This window comes from Mycoplasmatota bacterium, from assembly GCA_018394295.1.
GTDB lineage: Bacteria > Bacillota_I > Bacilli_A > Haloplasmatales > Haloplasmataceae > JAENYC01.
The window spans coordinates 2,762,252-2,783,376 of record CP074573.1 but is presented as its reverse complement, the minus strand read 5'-3'; the positions used below and the strand labels follow the sequence as shown (position 1 = coordinate 2,783,376).

31 protein-coding genes are annotated in these 21,125 nt (G+C 30.1%); 25 read left to right on the top strand and 6 right to left on the bottom strand.

Annotation, left to right across the window (positions count from 1 at the left end):
* Positions 1-254 precede the first annotated feature (254 nt).
* Positions 255-1,682 (bottom strand): DDE-type integrase/transposase/recombinase, encoded by a 1,428-nt coding sequence (locus KHQ81_13095; GenBank protein ID QVK17769.1) that lies wholly within the window; start codon positions 1,680-1,682, stop codon positions 255-257.
* 211 nt (positions 1,683-1,893) lie between these two features.
* Between KHQ81_13095 and KHQ81_13090 the strand changes: the two genes are divergently transcribed.
* From KHQ81_13090 to KHQ81_13080, 3 genes are all read left to right on the top strand, one after another.
* On the top strand, positions 1,894-2,472 hold the full coding sequence (locus KHQ81_13090; GenBank protein QVK17768.1) for a leucine-rich repeat domain-containing protein: 579 nt from the start codon (positions 1,894-1,896) through the stop codon (positions 2,470-2,472).
* 63 nt (positions 2,473-2,535) lie between these two features.
* The gene (locus tag KHQ81_13085) at positions 2,536-3,261 is read left to right on the top strand and encodes a leucine-rich repeat domain-containing protein (GenBank protein ID QVK17767.1); all 726 of its coding nucleotides are present in this window, start codon (positions 2,536-2,538) and stop codon (positions 3,259-3,261) included.
* Positions 3,262-4,000: 739 nt separating this feature from the next.
* A complete protein-coding gene (locus tag KHQ81_13080; GenBank protein QVK17766.1) occupies positions 4,001-4,399 on the top strand; it encodes a hypothetical protein in 399 nt (132 codons plus the stop codon).
* Here KHQ81_13080 and KHQ81_13075 read toward each other — a convergent pair.
* The 5 genes from KHQ81_13075 to KHQ81_13055 all read right to left on the bottom strand — a co-directional run bounded on the left by KHQ81_13075 (position 4,343) and on the right by KHQ81_13055 (position 8,965).
* Positions 4,343-5,680 carry a recombinase family protein gene (locus KHQ81_13075; protein QVK19640.1) on the bottom strand — a complete coding sequence of 446 codons (1,338 nt, stop codon included), beginning with the start codon at positions 5,678-5,680 and terminating at the stop codon, positions 4,343-4,345. The genes KHQ81_13080 and KHQ81_13075 overlap by 57 nt on opposite strands.
* A gap of 5 nt (positions 5,681-5,685) precedes the next feature.
* Positions 5,686-6,141: an ImmA/IrrE family metallo-endopeptidase gene (locus KHQ81_13070; GenBank protein QVK17765.1), complete on the bottom strand. Its 456-nt coding sequence runs from the start codon at positions 6,139-6,141 to the stop codon at positions 5,686-5,688.
* Positions 6,142-6,266: 125 nt separating this feature from the next.
* Positions 6,267-7,124 (bottom strand): DNA adenine methylase, encoded by an 858-nt coding sequence (locus tag KHQ81_13065; protein QVK17764.1) that lies wholly within the window; start codon positions 7,122-7,124, stop codon positions 6,267-6,269.
* 49 nt (positions 7,125-7,173) lie between these two features.
* A complete protein-coding gene (locus KHQ81_13060) occupies positions 7,174-8,553 on the bottom strand; it encodes a hypothetical protein (GenBank protein ID QVK17763.1) in 1,380 nt (459 codons plus the stop codon).
* Between the two features lie 58 nt (positions 8,554-8,611).
* Positions 8,612-8,965, bottom strand: a complete 354-nt coding sequence (locus tag KHQ81_13055) for a helix-turn-helix transcriptional regulator (GenBank protein ID QVK17762.1) — start codon at positions 8,963-8,965, stop codon at positions 8,612-8,614.
* Between the two features lie 273 nt (positions 8,966-9,238).
* Here KHQ81_13055 and KHQ81_13050 point away from each other — a divergent pair, with 273 nt between their 5' ends.
* The 22 genes from KHQ81_13050 (at position 9,239) to KHQ81_12945 (ending at position 21,118) form a co-directional block, all read left to right on the top strand.
* Positions 9,239-9,430, top strand: a complete 192-nt coding sequence (locus KHQ81_13050; protein QVK17761.1) for a helix-turn-helix transcriptional regulator — start codon at positions 9,239-9,241, stop codon at positions 9,428-9,430.
* A gap of 17 nt (positions 9,431-9,447) precedes the next feature.
* Positions 9,448-9,645 carry a hypothetical protein gene (locus KHQ81_13045; GenBank protein ID QVK17760.1) on the top strand — a complete coding sequence of 66 codons (198 nt, stop codon included), beginning with the start codon at positions 9,448-9,450 and terminating at the stop codon, positions 9,643-9,645.
* A gap of 22 nt (positions 9,646-9,667) precedes the next feature.
* Positions 9,668-10,369, top strand: coding sequence for a phage antirepressor (locus KHQ81_13040; protein ID QVK17759.1), 702 nt, complete (start codon positions 9,668-9,670; stop codon positions 10,367-10,369).
* A gap of 282 nt (positions 10,370-10,651) precedes the next feature.
* Positions 10,652-10,981, top strand: coding sequence for a hypothetical protein (locus KHQ81_13035; GenBank protein ID QVK17758.1), 330 nt, complete (start codon positions 10,652-10,654; stop codon positions 10,979-10,981).
* Between the two features lie 112 nt (positions 10,982-11,093).
* A complete protein-coding gene (locus KHQ81_13030; GenBank protein ID QVK17757.1) occupies positions 11,094-13,193 on the top strand; it encodes a hypothetical protein in 2,100 nt (699 codons plus the stop codon).
* Entirely contained in the window at positions 13,193-13,438 is a 246-nt protein-coding gene (locus tag KHQ81_13025) for a hypothetical protein (GenBank protein ID QVK17756.1), read from the top strand. Before KHQ81_13030 ends, KHQ81_13025 begins: the two co-directional genes overlap by 1 nt.
* A gap of 58 nt (positions 13,439-13,496) precedes the next feature.
* Entirely contained in the window at positions 13,497-14,354 is an 858-nt protein-coding gene (locus tag KHQ81_13020; protein ID QVK17755.1) for a recombinase RecT, read from the top strand.
* A 99-nt stretch (positions 14,355-14,453) separates the two neighbouring features.
* The gene (locus KHQ81_13015) at positions 14,454-15,110 is read left to right on the top strand and encodes a hypothetical protein (protein ID QVK17754.1); all 657 of its coding nucleotides are present in this window, start codon (positions 14,454-14,456) and stop codon (positions 15,108-15,110) included.
* Positions 15,111-15,258: 148 nt separating this feature from the next.
* Positions 15,259-15,960: a hypothetical protein gene (locus tag KHQ81_13010; GenBank protein ID QVK17753.1), complete on the top strand. Its 702-nt coding sequence runs from the start codon at positions 15,259-15,261 to the stop codon at positions 15,958-15,960.
* Positions 15,961-15,975: 15 nt separating this feature from the next.
* On the top strand, positions 15,976-16,326 hold the full coding sequence (locus tag KHQ81_13005) for a hypothetical protein (GenBank protein QVK17752.1): 351 nt from the start codon (positions 15,976-15,978) through the stop codon (positions 16,324-16,326).
* Positions 16,323-17,000 carry a hypothetical protein gene (locus KHQ81_13000; protein QVK17751.1) on the top strand — a complete coding sequence of 226 codons (678 nt, stop codon included), beginning with the start codon at positions 16,323-16,325 and terminating at the stop codon, positions 16,998-17,000. Before KHQ81_13005 ends, KHQ81_13000 begins: the two co-directional genes overlap by 4 nt.
* The gene (locus tag KHQ81_12995; protein ID QVK17750.1) at positions 16,993-17,238 is read left to right on the top strand and encodes a hypothetical protein; all 246 of its coding nucleotides are present in this window, start codon (positions 16,993-16,995) and stop codon (positions 17,236-17,238) included. Before KHQ81_13000 ends, KHQ81_12995 begins: the two co-directional genes overlap by 8 nt.
* The gene (locus tag KHQ81_12990; GenBank protein QVK17749.1) at positions 17,235-17,618 is read left to right on the top strand and encodes a hypothetical protein; all 384 of its coding nucleotides are present in this window, start codon (positions 17,235-17,237) and stop codon (positions 17,616-17,618) included. Before KHQ81_12995 ends, KHQ81_12990 begins: the two co-directional genes overlap by 4 nt.
* A 169-nt stretch (positions 17,619-17,787) precedes the next feature.
* On the top strand, positions 17,788-18,051 hold the full coding sequence (locus KHQ81_12985; GenBank protein ID QVK17748.1) for a hypothetical protein: 264 nt from the start codon (positions 17,788-17,790) through the stop codon (positions 18,049-18,051).
* Position 18,052: 1 nt separating this feature from the next.
* Positions 18,053-18,253 (top strand): HTH domain-containing protein, encoded by a 201-nt coding sequence (locus KHQ81_12980; protein ID QVK17747.1) that lies wholly within the window; start codon positions 18,053-18,055, stop codon positions 18,251-18,253.
* A complete protein-coding gene (locus KHQ81_12975; GenBank protein QVK17746.1) occupies positions 18,250-18,435 on the top strand; it encodes a hypothetical protein in 186 nt (61 codons plus the stop codon). Before KHQ81_12980 ends, KHQ81_12975 begins: the two co-directional genes overlap by 4 nt.
* 5 nt (positions 18,436-18,440) lie before the next feature.
* Positions 18,441-18,782 carry a hypothetical protein gene (locus KHQ81_12970; GenBank protein QVK17745.1) on the top strand — a complete coding sequence of 114 codons (342 nt, stop codon included), beginning with the start codon at positions 18,441-18,443 and terminating at the stop codon, positions 18,780-18,782.
* Positions 18,783-18,788: 6 nt separating this feature from the next.
* Entirely contained in the window at positions 18,789-19,493 is a 705-nt protein-coding gene (locus KHQ81_12965) for a ThiF family adenylyltransferase (GenBank protein QVK17744.1), read from the top strand.
* Complete coding sequence (locus KHQ81_12960; protein ID QVK17743.1) at positions 19,477-20,007, top strand: hypothetical protein; 531 nt, start codon at positions 19,477-19,479, stop codon at positions 20,005-20,007. The genes KHQ81_12965 and KHQ81_12960 overlap by 17 nt, the downstream gene beginning before the upstream one ends.
* Entirely contained in the window at positions 19,949-20,299 is a 351-nt protein-coding gene (locus KHQ81_12955) for a hypothetical protein (protein ID QVK17742.1), read from the top strand. The genes KHQ81_12960 and KHQ81_12955 overlap by 59 nt, the downstream gene beginning before the upstream one ends.
* Positions 20,296-20,895, top strand: a complete 600-nt coding sequence (locus KHQ81_12950) for a hypothetical protein (GenBank protein ID QVK17741.1) — start codon at positions 20,296-20,298, stop codon at positions 20,893-20,895. The genes KHQ81_12955 and KHQ81_12950 overlap by 4 nt, the downstream gene beginning before the upstream one ends.
* 10 nt (positions 20,896-20,905) lie before the next feature.
* Entirely contained in the window at positions 20,906-21,118 is a 213-nt protein-coding gene (locus KHQ81_12945; protein ID QVK17740.1) for a hypothetical protein, read from the top strand.
* The last annotated feature ends 7 nt before the right edge of the window (positions 21,119-21,125 follow it).

Below are 21,125 nucleotides of genomic sequence, written 5' to 3'. Positions count from 1 at the left end.
GTGAAAACAATTTGTTTATTTAATTAATATGCTATAATTAAGTGATTACGTTTATATATAATATTGACATTTTTTACAAAGGTAGTGTCAAATAAATTATGAAAACTCATGATAACTCTATGACCCAAAATAAAAAAAACTGGAATTGTAGTATGTTAGATTACAATACTCAGTTTTATCTTACTATATCATTATATGCAAATAAAAAAGGCATATTTAAATACGCTTATATAGAGATACTCCTTAGTTAAAAATTAGTTTATATAAGAGTAACTCATATCTATTAGAGAAAGCCATTTGCTTGGCATATGAGGTAAATCCTCAAACTCTTCTAATTTAACAGGTGGGTTATAACCTAACGATTTATGTGGTCTTAGAAAGTTAAAAAACGTTGTAAACAAGACCATATAAGCATTAGCGCTCTTGATATTACCAAATCCGTTCATTTGGATATAATCGTCTTTGAAAGTTCTATTTAAACGCTCAGTTACTTGTTTAAATGGACGGTAATCCTTGTCTGTTTTCGTGTTATTAGTGAGTCCTATAACTTGAAATAAATCGAAATTTATGTTCATGCTTTTAAAGTATGACCATGCAACGTTGTAAATAGGATTACCATCCACAACTACTTTCAAATTCTTAGGTAGTTCAGTGTATTTTTTGAATGTTTGATATAGTGAAACGACTGCTGAAAAAGTATCACGTTTACTAAAAACTTGATAAGAAGTAATAATCTTTTTAATTTTATCTGAGAAGAAGAAGATATAATGCTTCTTCCCCTTAACCCTAACATATGTTTCATCCCCACAAAGGTCAGATGATAAATCATATGGGTAATTTTCAAGTAAGGGACGAATCATTGTAGAAACACTATTTGCATAATTCATCACGGTTTGATGGGAAATCTTAACTTGGTGAATATCATACATGATAGCTGCAGTTTTCCTACTCGACAAACCGTAGTTAACGTAATACGTTAAGATTAAGCCTAGAGTATGCTTAGAATGTCTGATATTGGCTAAATCAACCTTCATATTTAAATTAGACATAGAGTCACGTTCTAGGGAATCAAAGTTAATATCGAAAGCACGATAGATATAATGAAGTTTAAATTTACCTGGTTTCTTTTTGAATTGTTTTAATTGATCTGGTGTTAATTTCTTTAATTTATCTAAATAAAAGGAACATTTCTTATGTCTACATTTATAAATAATATAACTATTACGGTCTTTAATTCTTTCAAGGTTCTTTGAACAATGAGGACATTTTAAAATAATCTTTTCAAGAAAATCATTATTCAAGGTAAATGTATGACTACATACCTTACAAAGTAACTGTTTTGATTTAATATTATTTTCATAGATGTAATCATGAGGAGCACCACAAATAGGGCAATTTCCTTTGAAATCAAGTTTTGATGGCCTTCGTCTAGTAACTGGTTTGAGATGCTTATTGTACTTTAAAAAATACACATTAAGCAATTCTTGATAATCTAGCTTTTCAACCTTCTGAATAATAGGTTCACCATCAACAGTGAACTTCCTAAAAGGTTCATAATAAGTGCCAGATGACTTAGAACTAGGTGTAGAAATAATGTGTGAATCTAGAAAAAGAATAAATTTATAAAGTAGTTTGTTTAAATACTTTAAAAATACTGAAAGAACTGATATAATTTTAACCATGATAGATACTCCTTATAGTTTTTTTGTGGTGATTAAATTATATCAGGTGTATCTATCTTTTTGTATATAAAGGGTTAAAAAAATATAACGAGAAACCTCCCAAACACAGGGGGGGAACTCATTATATAATAAAAAATAATATATATATAAGGTTTTGTATAGGGTTTAAGAAAAACTTTTACACTACCTTTACAAAATAGGGGAGGAAAATATGAAAAATTTAGTAAAATTTATGGTTTTATATGTAATAGTTCTTTTGACATTAACTTGTTGTAGTAGTAGTCATTTAGAAGTAACCTTTGTTGATTCTAATTTTGAACAAATAATTAGAAATACGATTGGAAAACCAACTGGTCCAATATATCCAAAAGATTGTGAAAGTATAACTTCACTAGATATTAAAAATAGTCAGATTACAGATTTATCAGGGATTGAACAATTCTCAAATCTCTCAAAATTACATTTACAGATTAACGGAATAATTAATATAACAGCATTGAGCAATTTAACAAATCTAACTGAATTAAGATTAGATGGTAATCAAATCAGTGATATAACAGCATTGAGTAATTTAACAAATTTAACTGAATTATATATAGAAAGTGATCAAATCAGTGATATAACAACATTGAATAATTTAACAAGATTAAAAGTATTACATTTAGATAGTAATCAAACTAGTGATATAACAGCATTGAGTAATTTAACAAATTTAACTGAATTATATATAGAAAGTGATCAAATCAGTGATATAACAGTTTTGAATAATTTAACAAAATTGAAAGTATAACATTTAGAAAGTAACCAAATAAGTGACATAACAGCATTAAGCAATTTAACAAATCTAAAAAAATTGCGTTTTGATTTTAATCAAGTAAGTGATGTAACAGCGTTAAGTAATTTAACAAATCTAACAGAATTAACTTTTAGTAATAATCCAGTAAGAGATATAACAGCATTAAGTAATTTAACTAATTTAACAGATTTGATTTTAGAATGTAATATCAGTGATATAACAGCATTGAGTAATTTAACTAATTTAACAGAATTAGATTTAAGAATTAATCAAATAAGTGATATAACAGCATTAAGTAATTTAACAAATCTAACAGAATTACATTTAAGTATAAATCAAATAAGTGATATAACACCATTAAGTAATTTATCAAATTTAACAAAATTATATTTAGGTAGTAATCAAATAAGTGATATAACACCATTAAGTAATTTAACAAATTTAACAATATTACATTTAGGTAAAAATCAAATAAGTGATATAACAGCATTAAGTGATTTAACAAATTTAACAGAATTACATTTGAATATTAATCAAATAAGTGATATAAATGCTTTAAAAAACTTGGTTAGTCTGACATATTTAGATGTTGAGAGTAATAGAATTTCTGATATAAGTATTTTAAGTACTATGTTCGATAACGGAGCCTTTACATCAAAAGAACATGATAACGAAATATTTTTAGATAGTGAAACACTTGATATCTCAGAAAGATCTGATGCATATAATACTATAAAGTACTTAGAAGAAAATGGTGTAAAAATTATTGGTGTAATAATTTAATTGCTTTTATATTATCCTACTACTTTTGTAGTAGGATTTTTTTACGTTTTATCTGTTGAGTATAATGTTTTTTCATTAACCCAGTTAGATATTGTTATAAATGAAGTAATATTCTCATTTACATATCTTGAAGACGTTAAAATGAGGAGGAATTTGTAGGAAAAAGTAGCATAGGGTTAATAATAAGTTAATTAAATTACTTACTATTATCGATAATATTTATGATTTATAGTATTAAAAAAGATGAAAAATTCAATTTTTAAGTTATGTACATTTGAATTTTTAATTCCATATCAAATTATAATATTCCATGTTCCATGATAAGAATAGCAAAAAAGTTTAAGTCATCGATTATTAAAGAATTATTATATATAATATCTTGAAAAATTAGCTTTTATGTAATATATTAGTTTCAATTATTTCTACAATTCCCAAAATAATCTTAAGACTAATAAATATAGCTAGAATAAACATATAAATAATTGTTATTATAATCAAATCTGATGGATCGATATTAGTAAAATTGACAAAAGAAAATACCAAAGGCCTAAATGCCCAAAATAAAAGAATATCTGTTTTCCATTTTTCTCCGTCATTTAATCATAACTAATTTTGACAAATTATATCATATATTTCATCTAAAAATATTAATTTAGTAAATAATAAATTTTTACTTGTCCTTTACGTTTTGGAGTAGAATTTTTTGCTTTTTTGTCGTATATATAATCGGGTGATTTTTTTGTTGGTTGAGTATACGAAAGATGTCGAAAGTAATGTTTTTTCTGTTATTAAGGAGAATAATAAATTTATTTGTCAAAGATGTGGAAATATTGACCAAGAGGGATTTTTTAAGGATCAACTTGGAGTTTACTGTCGAAAATGTTTGATTTTTGGCAAGAGTTCTTCTTATCGAAAAATATGTCGAAAACAAGTTATAAATGAATTTAATGACATTATTTGTCTAAATAAAGTAATATATTTGTCGGAAATACAGAAATTAGCATCAAAAAGATGTCTTGATGCTTATAAATATAAGAAAGATTTGTTGATTTATGCCGTATGTGGTGCAGGAAATGAAAACCTAAACATTCCATACAACTTTAATTTCGTCATTATCTATGTATATCTTGTCAATTAATGTGTTTATAATTGCAAGCTTTTCGTCCTTGCTTGCTTCTCTAATGTTAATTTTCTGATTCAACAAGTTTAAGGCTTTTTGATTGGTGTTATCCTTATCATTTTTTTTACGTTTAAATAGTTCTTCTTTCTCATGATTAAGCTCTGCTACTTTCTGATCCAATTGTACTTTTTGGATTGTTCCTTCAATGTAAAGATCTAAAGTCTTTCTTAATTTTTTGTCAACATCTTCTATAAGCTTATCGTAATTGATATGCTTTTTTTTCTTAATCAAGTTTTTAGTAGTAAAATTTTCAATCAAAGTGAAAATCTGTTCTTCAAGAACTTCCTTTTTCCATGTTTTATTATTACACTTAGAATCGTATTCACGAGGAAACCTGCGTTTTCTGCAGATATAATACCTATACTTAACTTTGCTACCAGTCGAGTAAGATTGATAATTTTCGCCACAATGCCAGCAAACTATCTTTTGACTCAGATACATATCCTTGATTTTACCGTGGTTATTTCCTTTGTGTTTCGACATTATTAGTTGCACCTGATTAAAAGTGCCTTCGTCAATAAGTACCTTGTGAGAACCTTTAAATGGTTCTCCACCAAAGGTTACCTCCCCAATATATAATCTGTTCTTAAGTATGCGAACATATCGATTGAAACGCCATACAGGAAGTCCTTCTTCTTTGAATTTTTTTTGAATCTTTGTCACGGACTGAAGAGCTAAATATTCATGAAAAATCCGTTTTACAAGTTCGGCTTCTTCAGGATTAACTTTAAGTTGTCCTCTTTTCATTCTGATGTATCCTGTAGGGCTAGCATCAGTTCCGCCTGACCAATAGCCTAACTCTTTAGTCATTTTATGCCTACCGCTTCTTAAGCGTTCTGTAATCGTCTCTCTTTCTAGCTGAGCGAATACTGATAGTATTCCTATCATCGCTTTTCCAAATGGTGTTGAAGTATCCAGAGTTTCTGATAATGAAATAAATTCAACATTATTCTTCAAGAAACAATCCTCTATAAGATACAATGTATCCTTTTGTGACCTAGATAAGCGATCTAACTTATATACAACAACTACATCAATGTGACTTATATCACTTAATAACTTATTTAGTCTAGGACGATTTAAATTACTTCCAGAATAACCAGGATCGATATATTCAGTAATGTCATCCCAACCTTTTGATTTACATAAAGCAATCATTCTTTCTCGTTGTAATGGAATGCTATAGTTTTCTATCTGCTGTTCGGTGGATACACGTGCATAAATTGCTATCTTCATAATATCACCTAAAATCCTATAGCTTTTAATATTTTGTTTTTGAATAGCGTAAGTCGTTTTTCCACAAAGGCTGTGGATATCTTAAATATTGATGATACTTCATAAATTGATTCCTGGTCAAGAGCTTCTTTCATAGCAAATTTTGGTATAGCTATGTAAGGTACTAATTGATTAACTTTACCTTCGATGTATTTCCATTCTCCTAAATCTGTAATCAACTTGATGTGGTTCTGGTAAAGTATATAGTGTCCTAATTCATGAAGAAATTCTTCATATTGTTCTACCTTGTCTTTGTTAATATTAATTGCAATAGTAACATCTTCATCGGTTAATAAAAATGTCTTACAGTTCCAATAATAGACATTGATATTGAATGCAGCAGCCAAACATTCAATATTTAGTTGTTCGATTGAATTAATTCCTCTGTCTAATAAAATAGTATTTACAAAATCCTCATAACACATACTACCACTCCCAAATTTATTTTTTGGGTGCAAGTCGTTTAGGTAAGTTTATTGTAGCACGGTTTGTTACAGAATATATGTAATAAATGGACTAATATTTTGCATTAAGAATAAATAAAAGGTACTTATAAAGTACCTTCAATAAAAATATTATCATTAATTTCTAAAGTGTTATTATGTATCAGTATTTCTTTGCCTTCTCTGACGTTACCAGCAGTATAAGTTAAACAGTATTCAATTATATTGAATTCATCATACATGTTTGAAATTTCTGTTACATTATCATATGTAATAATCCATGGATACCTAGAGTTATGAATTTTATCTCTTAAGTTAATATGATCTTCATGTGTGAAAAAATTCATATATAGTTGTTTACCCTTAACATAGTAAGGAGGGTCCATATTAATAAAATAATCTTCATTTCTAGTTTCCAATAAGTTTAATAAATCAGTTGCATTAAGGTTATATAATTCTATTCGGTCTCGTAATAATGTAATTCTATGTATTCTTCTAATAATATCAGTTTTGTTAAATCTACAATCTATTAAATAATTTCCGCTTTGGTGTTTTCCGCCAATAGGTCCACCGTTAATTACACCTGACCGGTTAGTTCGATTTAAGAATAGAGTAGAAAATCCTAATATTAGTAAATCTTCAACGATGGACTTATTTTTTTGTATATCTTTTTGTTTGAACCATTCATTTAAAGTAACGGGTGTCTCTTCAATTAATTGTACTAATTTTTCACTATTGTACAATACAGAGTACCAAAAAGCATAGATAGATTTGTCAAAGTCATTAATAACTATCCTGTTTACCACTTCATCATATAGTAATTTTAAGCCTATGGCAGATCCTCCCGCAAACGGTTCAGTATATATATGGTTAGTTAATTGATTATTTATTATTATCCGTTTAATAATCCTATACATTTTCCCTTTTCCACCTGGATATCTGAGTGGAGAAATAAATCTACTCATATTAATCACCTAAAACAAGTATATCAAAGAATGATATATTTGGCCATAGTTATTTATAAATATGTTTAAATAAAGGCTCTAATGTATTATAAAAATCAACCAATACTATTCTATTAACTTGAATAATCATATCATGAACCAATCCATTTAAAATGTCTATATTATTATCTTTTTTAATTGCTGTACTTATGCTTGAGTTTATTTTCTTATTGTTTTTTGTATTATGTTCACCACCGAAAATTATTCTAGATGCATCTTTTAAAGTTGCTGCTAAATTTTTATCCTGAAAGTTATATGTAGGATGATTCTCAGATAGATAACGTAAGGATAATTCTATAAAAGTTCTAAAGGTAATTGCAATAGAGTATGGTGAATCATTTAACTTTAGCTTTTTGAGTTCATCAATAATGTTATTGATCTTTGTATAGTCACAATGAAACGTTATGTAATAAGGAATTAAGTTATCTCTATTTGATGTACGATTTCTTGGTACCTTTAATTTTTTCTTTGGTTTTTGCTCCTCTTCATCAGACGTTGGATTTTTACCTGGAGGAGATTTTGGGGGAGTCGATGTAGGATTATCTGTATTAGGACCTTTGTCAGGTGGGGGATTTTTAGTGCCTTTTTTTGGGGTAGGCTCATTTTTTTCTATCTTAGAGTTAATTTCATCGAAAAAAACTTGTATATCATCGTTTCGATAAATTCTTTTTACTTTGGAGCCCTTTAATTCATCTATAACTAAGTGTATTTTACTTTTCAATAATTCTTCATCAGCAATGGAGTACTTTTGGTTCTTGAGTGATATTCCTAATTCTCTACGACCGATTGTACCTAATATTCTTTGCCAAAAAGTATAATTCATGTCATCGAAAGCTTCTTGTGATGTTATTATTTTTTTGGCAATAAGATTATCTAAAAAGTCTTTTGTACGAGTTGGTTTTCCAGTATTTTGTTTATGCCGCTCAATTTGTTCTGTAGACCAACGGACCATTCCTCTTCCTTGGTTCTCTCCTAAGTGTTTATTTTCCATCCAATAATCTAAATCTTTTTTGCTATCAACTATATATACATAAACATTATCTAAAAAAGACAAGTTTATATCTTCAGTTAATTTATTAAATTTTGCATAATGTTTTGGATATTCACTTTTTATAAGACTAGGATTTTTCATAATTTTTATGGCGGTAATTCGTCTATTACCTTCTTGCGCTATATATTTATTACCCTCTTTGAATACGCCTATTATATCTAGTGGACTTAGTCCATTTTGAAGAATAGAATCTGCTAAATTATAAATTTTGTCTTCATTATCATACATAATGTTTATAATAGCTTCATTTTCACTTTCGGCTTCAAAAATTCTTGGATTTTTATCATAAACAACAATATTATTCAAATTAACAGTTTGATATTTACCCCTTATACTCATAGTTTTCCTCCTTTAAATAATAGTTCATGACAAACATAATAAATCCCTCCTAAATTATTTATTTCTTTTTACTTTTTACAAACTCAATAAATCTTTTAATCTCCTCAACATCATTATCATCAAGACCAGCTTGATCACTAAACACAATATTAATATTATCATCTATTTTCTTAACGTTCTGCTCGAAGTCCTCAGCTTCGGTGGAACGTTTTTTCTTTATGTCGTTGCCTAATAGGTAGTCTGTAGATACATCGAAAAAATTAGCTAGTTTTTTAAGAGTACCTGTATCAGGATCTCTTTTTCCTGATTCATACATAGCAATAGTACTAGATGAAATATTTAAAAACTCAGCTAGTTGTTTTTGAGTAATACCTTTAGTTCCTCTTAGCTTTTTTAAATTTTGCTGTAACATAAAATCACCAACTTCTACAAATATGTCTATAAAAATTATATCACATTACGTGAGTACAAAGGTAAAAATATAAAAAAATTCACAAAAAGTGCAAATAAACCATTGACAATGCACGTTTTGTGAAGTATCATAAGGTTACACACATCACGTTACGTGAGATTGATGATTACATAATGTGAAGAAATAATCTAAGCGATATTATTTTATACATTATGTGACTTAATATTACAAATCATCAAAGTTAAAAACTATTGTTAGTTCGGAGGTGAACAGATGAATAAAAAAAACGAAATGATGATTAAGAAAAGACAACAGTTGGAAATGACTCAAGGACAGTTGGCGGACTTATTAGGTGTTAAATCAAATACAGTATGTCAATATGAAAATGGAAACAGAAAACCTAGGGGTCAAACAGCAATCAAAATATCAAAGATATTAAACATACCATTAGAAAAAATTATATAAGAAAGTGAGGTTAAACCATGACTAGCAAAAGAAAAACAGTTAATACACCACTTGGTCCTAGACAGTTACCGTTAGGCGCGGAAAAACTGTTTGAGTCACTACCAACAGTACCATCAAGTGAGCCTAAAGGTCCTGAATATATAGATAATGGTCGAAGAATCAAGTGGTATGAAGATAGTGGACGATTATACACATCAATATGTCCAATCAAATAATGAAAGAAAGGAGGGATATTACTTGGAGTTAAAAGTATTTAAAAATAACCAATTTGGAGAAGTAAGAGTAATTGAAAATAATAACGAACCATGGTTTGTTGCTAAAGATGTATGTAGTATTCTTGACATCAAAAATACCACACAAGCCATACAAAGACTAGATGAAGACGAACGGTCTATGTTAAACATAGGGCGTCAAGGTGAAACAAATGTTGTAAATGAATCTGGTCTTTATACTTTAATTTTAAGAAGTGATAAACCTCAAGCTAAACATTTCAGAAAATGGGTAACATCAGAAGTACTTCCATCCATTCGTAAAAACGGTGGCTACATAGCAAATCAAGAAAATCTTACACCGGAACAAATTGTTGCTAATGCTTTGGTAGTTGCTCAAAGAATAATTGATGATAAAACCAAACAGATTGAAACAATGAAACCTAAAGTAGAATTTTTCGATGCTGTAGCAAGTAGCAAAACAGCAGTTTCATTAGGTGATGTAGCTAAGGTTTTAGGAATTAAAGGACTAGGTAGAAATAAATTATTTGAATTACTTAGAAATAAAAAAATACTTATGAAAGACAATATACCATATCAAAAGTATGTAGATGCAGGCTATTTTAGAGTAATTGAACAAAAATATACGAAAGATGATGAAGTAAAAATTAGCTTTAAAACACTAGTCTATCAAAAAGGTATCAACTACATCAGGAAGTTGGTGTCTTAGATGCCTTATAAAAAAAGAACTAAACCTAGAAAACATAATAAGTTTGACAAGATTAGAAACGATAGAAAGTTAAAGAAATATGAATCAAACAGTAAATATATTCGTGAGTATGTATCTAAATGAAAAAGAACCCTATTGGCAGTAGGATTCTTTAAAGTAAAGTAAAATTGGGAAAGTGACCAAACACCCCAAGTACTCAAACATTTAGTACGTCTTTTGTCGTACCCAATTCTATTATATCATATGCCACTAAATAAATAAACATGTTAGGTGGGGATTAAATTGTTAAATATGTCAGAAGTTATTAAGAAAGTGGAAAATGTCATAGGCGAGAAACGGTTTGGAGCTCGTGAAGACGTTAGAAATATATTATTAAAAAACTGTAAACGATTAGCTGAAGAATGCAACCCGTTTAATGGAGATTATGTTGTTCTGTTACAAAAGGGTTCTAACTTTATTAAGTTTGAAGAAGAAACAACATTCTTAAAGAAGAGAACTAAGACTTTACATCATGCTTATAGAGTCAAAATTTATGGTCCTTATAATGAACAAATATTTTATGCTAATGTATTAGGTCCAGCTGTAAAAAAGTTTAAGAGCGTGGTTGTATGAATGAAAAAGCAGCAGAACTATTTCATGAGTTGTCTTTAGAACTTCATGCTGCTGAGAAGAAAATTAGCAAAGCCAAAGAGCAAATTAAAAACATTTTAACTGAGGTGAAAAAATGAAACTAACTAAAGTTCATATACAAAATTTCAAGAATCTAAAGAACTTCATACTAGACCTAAGTGGTCCTATGAATTATGAGTTCTTAGCAAAGAATGCATTTGGTAAAACATCAATCGCTGATGCTATATTCTGGGTGTTAACCGGTAAGCTGCTTAGTGGTTCATCAGATATCATGAGCATCAAACCTAAAGATGATTCTAAACAACTTGTTTCAGTTGAACTAACCTTTGATGATGGTACAAGCATTATGAAAACATACCAGGAGAATTGGGTTAGAACTCGTGGAACTCAAGAGAAACGTTTAGAGGGACATTCAACAAATTGCTTCGTAAATGGAGTAAACATTCCAGTGACCAAGTTTGATGACTCCTTAAAAGAATTATTCAATGTAACCTTTGTCGGGAAGTGGAAAGGTAATATATTTCAATTACTCGTGGATCCACTCTATTTTGGTACTAAGGAATGTTGGCAAGAACGTAGAAAGTTAGTCATCGACCTTGTTGGTGATGTTACTGATGAAGATGTATTTCAGAAAGATAATAAGTTATTACCTCTACAGAAGTACTTGCTCCAATCAAAAGGCAAATTCGAAGACATTAAAAAGATTCTGAATAAAAACCTTAAAGATAAAAATGAAGAAGAGGTTAAACTTAATGCTCAAATTGAAGTACTTACAACTGATCAAACAATTCCGGTTGAGAGATACAACGCAGGATCTAAGAGAATTCAAGAGATAGAAGCTAGTATTCAGTCTTTGCATAACAAGAAGTACCAGGATCAAAAAGATATCATAGCAGAACGTAAAGAGAAGATTGCTAATATGCAATCAAAGCTTAATCAGTTAGAAAAGACTGAATATGAGACCTATAAGAAATCAATTGAAAGTCAACAATTAGATTTGCAACAACTAAGAAATGAAAAACAGCGTGTTCAAGCTGATTTCTCAACATTAAATAACCAAATCAATACTTTAGACAGACAAAAATCAGATGCTATTTATGATCAAAAAAGGATAGCGGAAGAAATTAAGTTAAATGAATCAACAATGCAATCCTTACGAAACAAGTGGACTCATATAAACAATTCGAAGTTTACTACAGATATTCTAACACTTCCAGATTCATTGATATGTCCTGAATGTGGCCACGACTTAAATGGTGAATTAATTAAACAAGTAAAAGAAGAATATGAAAACAAGATTGAAGAAAAACGTAAACAATTCAATCTTGATAAGGTCAAAGAGTTAGAGGCAATTACAGCTGAAGGTTCTCAACTAAAACAAACAAATAATGATTTAGCTGAACAAATTGAACAACTCAAAATTAAAGAAAAAGAGTTAGCAGAACAAGCTGAACAACTTATTCCACAACGTTCAGAGTTTAACTCAAAACTAATTGAACTTAGCAACAAGGAAAGTGAGTTGAATAACTCTATTCCACAATTTAAAGCATCTCAAAAAATCACTGATTTAGAAGAACAAATCAAGAAACTAGAACAAGAACCTTATCCAGTAGTACCTGGTGAACAAGACATTGAAAAACAAATCAATGAATTACAGCAAGACAAGTTAAAGATTCAAACCTCAATCGATACTTACAATGCTGAGCAAATGAACATTCGAAAAGCTGAACAACTCAAAGAAAAACATTCACTAGTTATGGACAAGATTGCTGAATATGAATCACTTCTAATGATGTTAACTGACTTCATCAAGACTAAACTTAACATCTTAAATGATCGAGTAGCATCAGTATTTGGTTACATCAAGTTCCAATTGGTTGAGAGTAATCTCAAAGAAGGTTCATGGAACGAAGTTTGCTATGTTTTAGATGGTGAAGTACCTTATCACAATACAAATAGTGCATCTAAGATTCGTATAGGTATTAAAGTATGTGAGTGCATTAAGAAAGCATTAGGAGTTAAAAACTTGTTCTATGTGATTGACAATGGTGAGCAAATCACTGATAGAGATTTTAGTAAGTTAACTAGTGAACAGACGATAAGCTTTGTTGCTTGGGATGTAGATACTCAAGAAAATCTTGAGATGACTGAAGAGCAACAAACAAATTTATTCAGCTTGGATGGTGATAAGTGATGGAAGAAAGAGAAAATCAAGTAATAAAAATTTATCAGCAATTAATAGGTATTCATGATGTGGAAAATGAAAATTATATTGAATTAGAGAGTGATAATATCACAGATTTGTTCACTAACACATTAATCTCTTTTAAATTATATGTTGAGAAATTAACGAGCAAAGAATTTGATTTAATAGAATTTATTGGAGTCTTAAATAAATTGGCAGTTCAATACTTATTAGAAAATAAAGAGGAGGACTAATATGTCAGAAAATAAAAATCAGATCCAAAAGGAAGAAGTTAACAAAGCAGTTCAAATCATGGAAAAGGACATTGCAGATATCATATTCAATAGAGTAAACAAGATGGAATCAACTCAACAGTTGATGTTTCCACCAAATTACGCTGTAGGTAATGCATTGAAGTCAGCGTATCTTATAATTCAAAAAACTGTTGATAAAAATAAATGCCCTGCTCTTCAAGTTTGTACAAAAGAATCTATCGCTAATGCTCTATTAGAAATGGTTGTACAAGGATTAAATCCAGTTAAAACACAATGTTACTTTATGGTTCATGGTAACAGTGTGGATTTATTTAGATCCTATTTTGGAGATCAAATTGTTGTGAAAAATGCACTTATGAACGTCAAAGAAATTACAGCAACTATTATCTATAAAGATGATGAAATTGAATTAGATATTGATTCAACTGGTAAACGCAGAGTGAAATCTCATGTAACTAAATTTGAGAATATAGATAAAGGCATTGCTGGTGCATACGCAACTATCATATTTGAGGATAATTCATCTGATCAAGAAGTTATGACTATGAAAGAAATTCAAGTTTCCTGGGATAAATCTCAAACAAAAACACAATCTGTTCAAAAAGAATTCCCTCAAGAAATGGCAAAAAGAACTGTAATTAAGCGTTTATGCAAACGTCATATGAACACATCTAATGATGCTAACTTGTTCATAGTTGAGTCTTACAACCGTACTACAGAAAACGAATTCATCAATACAGAACCAAGCAATCAAATAGAACTCCAGGAAGAAGTTGATAACACTGCCAATCAAGAACAGTTGATAATTGAGGGAGAAGCTGAAGAAATAAAAGCCCCTACTGACAGTAAACCAGCTGATCATGATGAATCTGTTTCTGATGACCCAGGTTTCTAAAATGAAAATCATTTGTTTAGCTAGCTCCTCTAGTGGTAACTGTTATGTCATAGATGATGGCCATAGCAAACTGCTATTAGAGGGGGCATCCCCTATAAAGTGATTGTGTCCAAACTTAATGAACATGGACTGAAACTAAACGACTTTGTGGGTTGTATAGTATCTCATAGTCATAATGATCATTCGATAGCAATCAATGATTTAAGTAGATTTATGACTATATATGCATCAGCTGAAACACTGAAAGCAAAGAAAATAATTGTGTTCAATGAAAAAGAACAAAAAGATATTTGTACAGGTAAATGTAAAGTTATAAAAGGTGGAACAAGAACAATAATCGGTACTTATTCAATTGTAGCCTTTAATACAGAACATGATTGTCCAGGAAGTCTAGGCTTTATTATAACGTCAAATAAGACCTCTGAGAGCCTTTTGTTTCTAACTGATACAAAGTATATCAAATTCAAACTAAATGCTTTTAGGTTCAATTATGTCATGATTGAGTGTAACTATGTTGATGAGTTATTGGAGTCACAAGAGATTAACTTTGCTCTTAAAAAGAGATTGATTAACAGTCATATGAGTTTAACAACGTGTATTAAAACTTTGAAGTCATTTGATTTATCAAAGTGCATAGAGATATACCTGGTGCATCTAAGTGATGCCCGGAGTGATGAACAGTTGATGAAAAAAGAAGTCAGTTCAGAGTTTGGAATTATGACTTATGTGTGTAAAAAGCATGGTGGGGTAACTTAAGGTAGGTGATAGGATGGCGAATACGGGGTATATCAAGATTCATAGAAAGATATGCGAATGGGAATGGTATACAAATCCAAATGTAATGAGGGTGTTTATCCATTGCCTAATCAAAGCAAATCACACTGATAAAAAGTGGCGAGGAGTCATGATTGAAAGAGGGAGTTTTGTAACATCTTATAGCAATTTAGGTAAAGAATTAAGGTTAACAGTACAAAATATTCGTACTTCAATAAATAAGTTAAAATCAACAAACGAATTAACAGTCAAAACAACAAACAAATATTCAATTATATATATAAAAAATTATGATGATTATCAAGAAAATAACACACAAGTTAACAATCAACTAACATTCAATCAACAATCAACTAACAATCAACTAACAACAACTAAGAATGATAAGAATGATAAGAATGAAAAGAATGATAAGAATATAGTAGATTACGAGAAAATTAAAGATTATTATAACAAAATTTGTGGAGAAGATTTAAAGAAAATTAAGTACATAACCGACACACGTAAAAAGAACATTAAAAAACGTATCGAACAGCACGGAAAAGAATCTTTAAAAATAGTAATCGATAAAACACACGCAAGTGATTTTTTGAGCGGTAGGAATGGTAAATGGACTAGTTGTGGTTTTGATTGGATCATCAAAAAAGAAAATTACATCAAAATTTTAGAAGGGACATATGACAATAACCCTAATGCAAAAAACAATAACATTAGACATCAAGAAACGGTACCTGGTTGGATGTCGAGTCATCAATCTAATGAAGTACAAAAACAAGATGAGGAAGAAGTAGACCTCGAGGAATTAAGAAAAGACTTACAGAGTTTTAAATAGAGGGAGGGAATGAAAGTGAATGAACTAAAACATAAGTACACCAATGAAATTGTATGCCCTTATTGTGGGTATGAGTTTAGTGATAGTTGGGAATTTGATGGCGATGAAGATTTAGGATTAATAGAATGTGAAGAATGTGATAAATCATTTTATGCTACAAGAGATATTGAAATTACTTACTCAACTCAAAAAGCGAAGTATGGAACTTGTAAGGTTTGTGGCGCTAAAGAAGTAGTATTAGAAAATTATTGCTCATCTATGGGAAATCACGACCATATGTGCTTAAGATGTGGAGAAAAAGAAAAACAAAAGTTAAGAAAAAAATATTTTGAAGAATTAGAGAGTTATAAGGAGGAAAAGAAATGAGAAAAGAAACTATATGTTTAAGTGAAAGAAATTTAATGTTTGCTATTGCAGGTCAATTATATGACCAAGCACCTAATAGACAACCGAGAAAAGCTGATGTAATCATGAAAAAAGTTAAAGAGGCATTTCGTAAAATTGCCTATAATTCAAATGAATTTTATACATGTGAAGTAGATAGCAAAAAGTTAAATGAATTTATCCATAATTTGTTATTTTCTATTGATGAGTTTAGAGAACTAAACTTATCTCAAACTGAATTTGACGCAGGTGTTAAAGTAGATGACCCAAATAGAGGTAAATATAAATTTACGAGTCGTTATGACGTAGAAACACCAGATAGTTGGAAAACTGATTTTATTGATTTAGATGCCTTTGAGCGTAATGTTTTAGGTAATTTATATATGTTAAAGCATTACGGAGAAGACTGTTTCTGTTGTACATATGAGGGAACAGAAAAATGTAATTCATGTAAATCTAACCCAAAATTTGGTTATCATTATAAATCATCTAGAGAACCGAGAGGTAAATATACCTTTGCTTGTCAATTTGACTGTTTTAAAAGCAGATATATATGTTGTGAAGAATGCGATGAAAAAAATATGTGTTCAAAAAGATGTGAAAGTAAACCAGACACTTGTGTTCTAGCTTTAAAGGAGAGTGATTCAAATGAATAAATTTAAAGACGGGGATGAAGTGGAAGTTGTTAAGTTTACAAACGTTGTTGATGAATCTGAAAAAGAAGAAGTAAATGCACTTATTGGTAAAAAAGGGGAAATAGTTACTATTTATGAAAACATGAAAGAAGAAGACAACCCAATAGCAGTTGAAATAGATGGGCAAATATGGTTCTTCGGAAGTAAAGAACTAAAACTAATAGATGAAGAAGAAATAAGACCTGAGGTCTCATTATGAAATTGTTAGAGATAAGAGGAATACCTAAATTACAACTAGGTCAAAAAGTTAAGTGTTATGGTTACATGAAGAAACAGAAAATCAAACCTGTTATATACGATGAAAAAGATGAATTCGCTAAACACTGTCCGGATGATTGTATTGTTTGGGATGATCCATTTCATCAAAGATTATATAAATTTAAAAATATTGAATTCGAAGGAATTGTTATTGGTAAAAAACAATTACCGTTAAGTATGTATTTTGATATTGGTTTTCATCATGATGGTTCAGAACGCCCAGAAATAAGTAAAACAAATTACATTGAAGTCTACAAAATTGCATATGCATTAAATCATACTAGATTAGTACCTGTTAAGAAAGTCAAAGTGTTAAATTAATGCCTAACTGCAAAAACATAGCACTACCTGTTCATATGCAACCACCTTGTTTTGATTGTAAAGCTAGAACAAAGAATGGGAGTTGTCACAGGTGGTGTCCAAATTATAAAGAGTATCTTGTATATGCTGAAAAGGCAAAGAAAGAGAAAAGAAACTAGGAGGGGATAATGTGTCAATAGTAGAACAACCTGTTAAGTTGGAATGCATCCACAAGGGTGGAGTTTATGTATACAAAGAAACGTTTAAAAATAAAACTTCAAAGGCAATAGTGAAAGTGAGAAAGATTGAGTCTGATGAATATGAACATGCCTTTGTTGTATCAGTGATAGAAGTTCAGCAGGGTCACTTCCCAAAGAATACATTTAGAATCGTAATTCATACTCGTGTGAAAAGTCCTATTGAACAAAACTTTTATCAGCTGGTGGGTTATTGAGATGGGAATGTTAGCTGCACTTAAATTACTAAAAGTATTACAATCAGGTAATAAATTTACAAGACAAGAGTTAGCAAACAAACTTGAGATACCTGAGCGAAACATTACTCATTATGTTTCTCAATGTAAATTAGCTGGATTTGATATTAAGGTCAAAAGAGGACATGATCATTATTATCAATTTGTAGGTGATAGAAGATGAATGAATATAACGTAGAGTGCTTCTACAAAAATGGAGATCAGATTGATGTTGAGAATATGGATATTGAAACTTGCTTCAGTCCTTTTCAAATTGCTGGAGTTAAGAGATTAGAGAGACATATAAAATCAAAGAAGAAGTATGACAAAGTTGTTATAACTTTTATCAAAAGAAAGGGAGCGTGATTTATATGCCAGAAAAAGAATTAGCATTTGATTTCGATAGTGGTGAGATTTCTGAGGTAAAGGAAGTCAAAGTTGAAAAGAAACCTAAACCAAAAAAAGAAGTGAAGGAACAATCTAAATCAAAACAACCTAAGAAATTCAAAGGTATTAAGATTTTTAGATATGGTGCAATAGATATCAAGACTGAGTTAGATATAGATGAAAATACAGAATATACTGATCAAGAACTTGTTCATAAGTTGAATGCTGCAGGATATTATGAATTCAAGGAAAGAGATACAACATTTGCATTTAACCAGGAACGTGGAATATTAGCAGTGAACATCAAAGGTAATACAAAGGGGTAATGAGATATGGGGAATAGGAACGGAATTATGATTATAGGTGCTGGTGGGACAGGCTCTGCCCTGTTCCAGGACCTATGCCGGTGTGATATTAAGGCGGATATATACCTCGTTGATGGTGACAGAGTCCAAACCAAAAATATAGGACGTCAACATTTTAGTAAAAAGCATGTGAAAAAGTTTAAGGCTGAGTCACTGGTTGATACAGCAACTCAAGCATTAGGGTTAAGTAATTTGTATTATTGCAATCAATACATCAAAGAAAATAATGTTGAAGAAATTCTTTCTATGTTACTACCACATCAAAAAAAAGTAATAGTCGGATGTGTGGATAATCATCCAACACGAAAATTAATTGAAGAGTACTTCGATAACGGAAATAAGAATTCAGATTATTATTATGTTGATTGTGCGAATGGTCAGAATGCTGGTGAAGTAGTAGCAACTTTTATTGATTACAGAAAAGTGCACGGATCCTATCGTAGTGAGTATGATCCAAATGTTCTTGAAGATACAACCGGAGCTGATGAACTAGTTGTTGAAGATGAAGAAAGTTGTAGTGATGCAATAGCTGCAGGTAATGAACAAACGATTATAGCTAATAGGAAAGCAGCTATCACTGCTCTAGAGCTAATTACAGCCTATCTGAGAGGTAAAACAAAAATAGGTATTATTTACTTTGGTGAGGTGATAAGTCGTGTCATCAAAGTATGATTCATTGCTAAAACAACCATTCTTTTATAAGTCCTTAAATAAAAAAATGGCGTTCTTAAATCGAATTAAAGATTCTAGAGTGCCAGATAGAGGAGTAAGAATAAAACCTGTAACAGATTTATTTGAAGAAATGCAGAAAAAGAATGATTACACCTTCTATGGGAATATAGACAAGATATGTTCTTTATTATCTGATAACAATATGTTTTCTTTACAAATTGAAATGTGGATGGGTTATTGTAAAGAAGTTAGATCATTAGAAAAACAATGCTTTAAAACTCGATATTCAAAACTATACAAGAAATTACCTAAAGCAGATGCTTATGTGTTAGGCATTCATTGGTACCTGCAAGGTAAAGTAGATTGGCAGCAAAACTATGTTATACCATTTGAAAAAACGACATATAAAAATAGGATACTTTATGTAGGGCTAATTAAGAAAGGGGTTGAAGTGGATGCAATTTTCTGGGGCAACTTGGCAAGGCGTTTTGGCTGTTACAATTACAGACGATGAAATAGATATCTTTAAAAAGCGAGTTACTAAAAAAGGAATCTTACGAAGTCGTAAATATAAAGACGTATTAGAGTATCTTGTGAGTATCTCAAAAGAAAAGGATTTTGAAAAGTTAATTGCTAATATTGAAGACCCACTTTTTAAATCAGATGTAGCTTATGTCTTAGAAAAAATTATAGATAACCTGACAGATACCGCAAGAAACTTTAGATTTTCTTATGAATTAAAAGATTTGATAAAGAAAACAGATACATTTAAACGAATCAATGTGAGAGATGAGGTGTTATTTTGAAAGAGTTTGTATTAAAAATTAAAGATGTTGGAGTACCGGAGATTCAAGTTAAGGATGGGAAGATAAAGAAAAAAGGATTTATTGATCCAAGAGATTGTATCAAGGTCCTAGATGATGTCAAACGAGTCTTTCAACATAAACTCACAGATCAAGAAGTACGCTGGAACATACCAACACCAAACACTTTAGCAATAGACAATGAAACAAATTCAATTATTGTAGTACTTCCAGCTGATACTTATTACATCCCATATGTAGCAGGTAAAGAACCAATAGTGTTTCAATGTAAGTTACCACCGGTGATATGTATTAAAAAAACAACTAATATTTATCTGTTTTATACAGATGATGATGACAATATAACAATTGAGAGCAATATATATCCATTAAAAATAGGCCATGTATACGGAGATGGCCATGTCTGTTTGGGGAGTTTTGACCAGAGAATAGACTTGAACAATGCCCGGGAGTACTTCAGAGAACTCATTTGTTATCCTGCATCACATGCTCATGAAGTGAAGTACTTACGTGAGATACAAGAACAAGGATTTAAAAAGACATTTCAAAATAAAAAGAAGATGAGTTCATTTATATAGGAGTGGAATCATGAGAGAAACAATATTTGTTAAACCTCAAAAATGTCCTGATTGTGGAGAGAAAAACCATTTGTTAGATAATGGATGGAGCAATATCGAGATAAAGCATTATGATACTTATGATCCAGATAAAGAGTTTAATAAAAAGGATTTTTATTATGAGTGTAACCATTGTCATTATACCTGGGGAGTAAAAACAAAAACAAGAGAAAGAAGATTTTAGAGGAGGT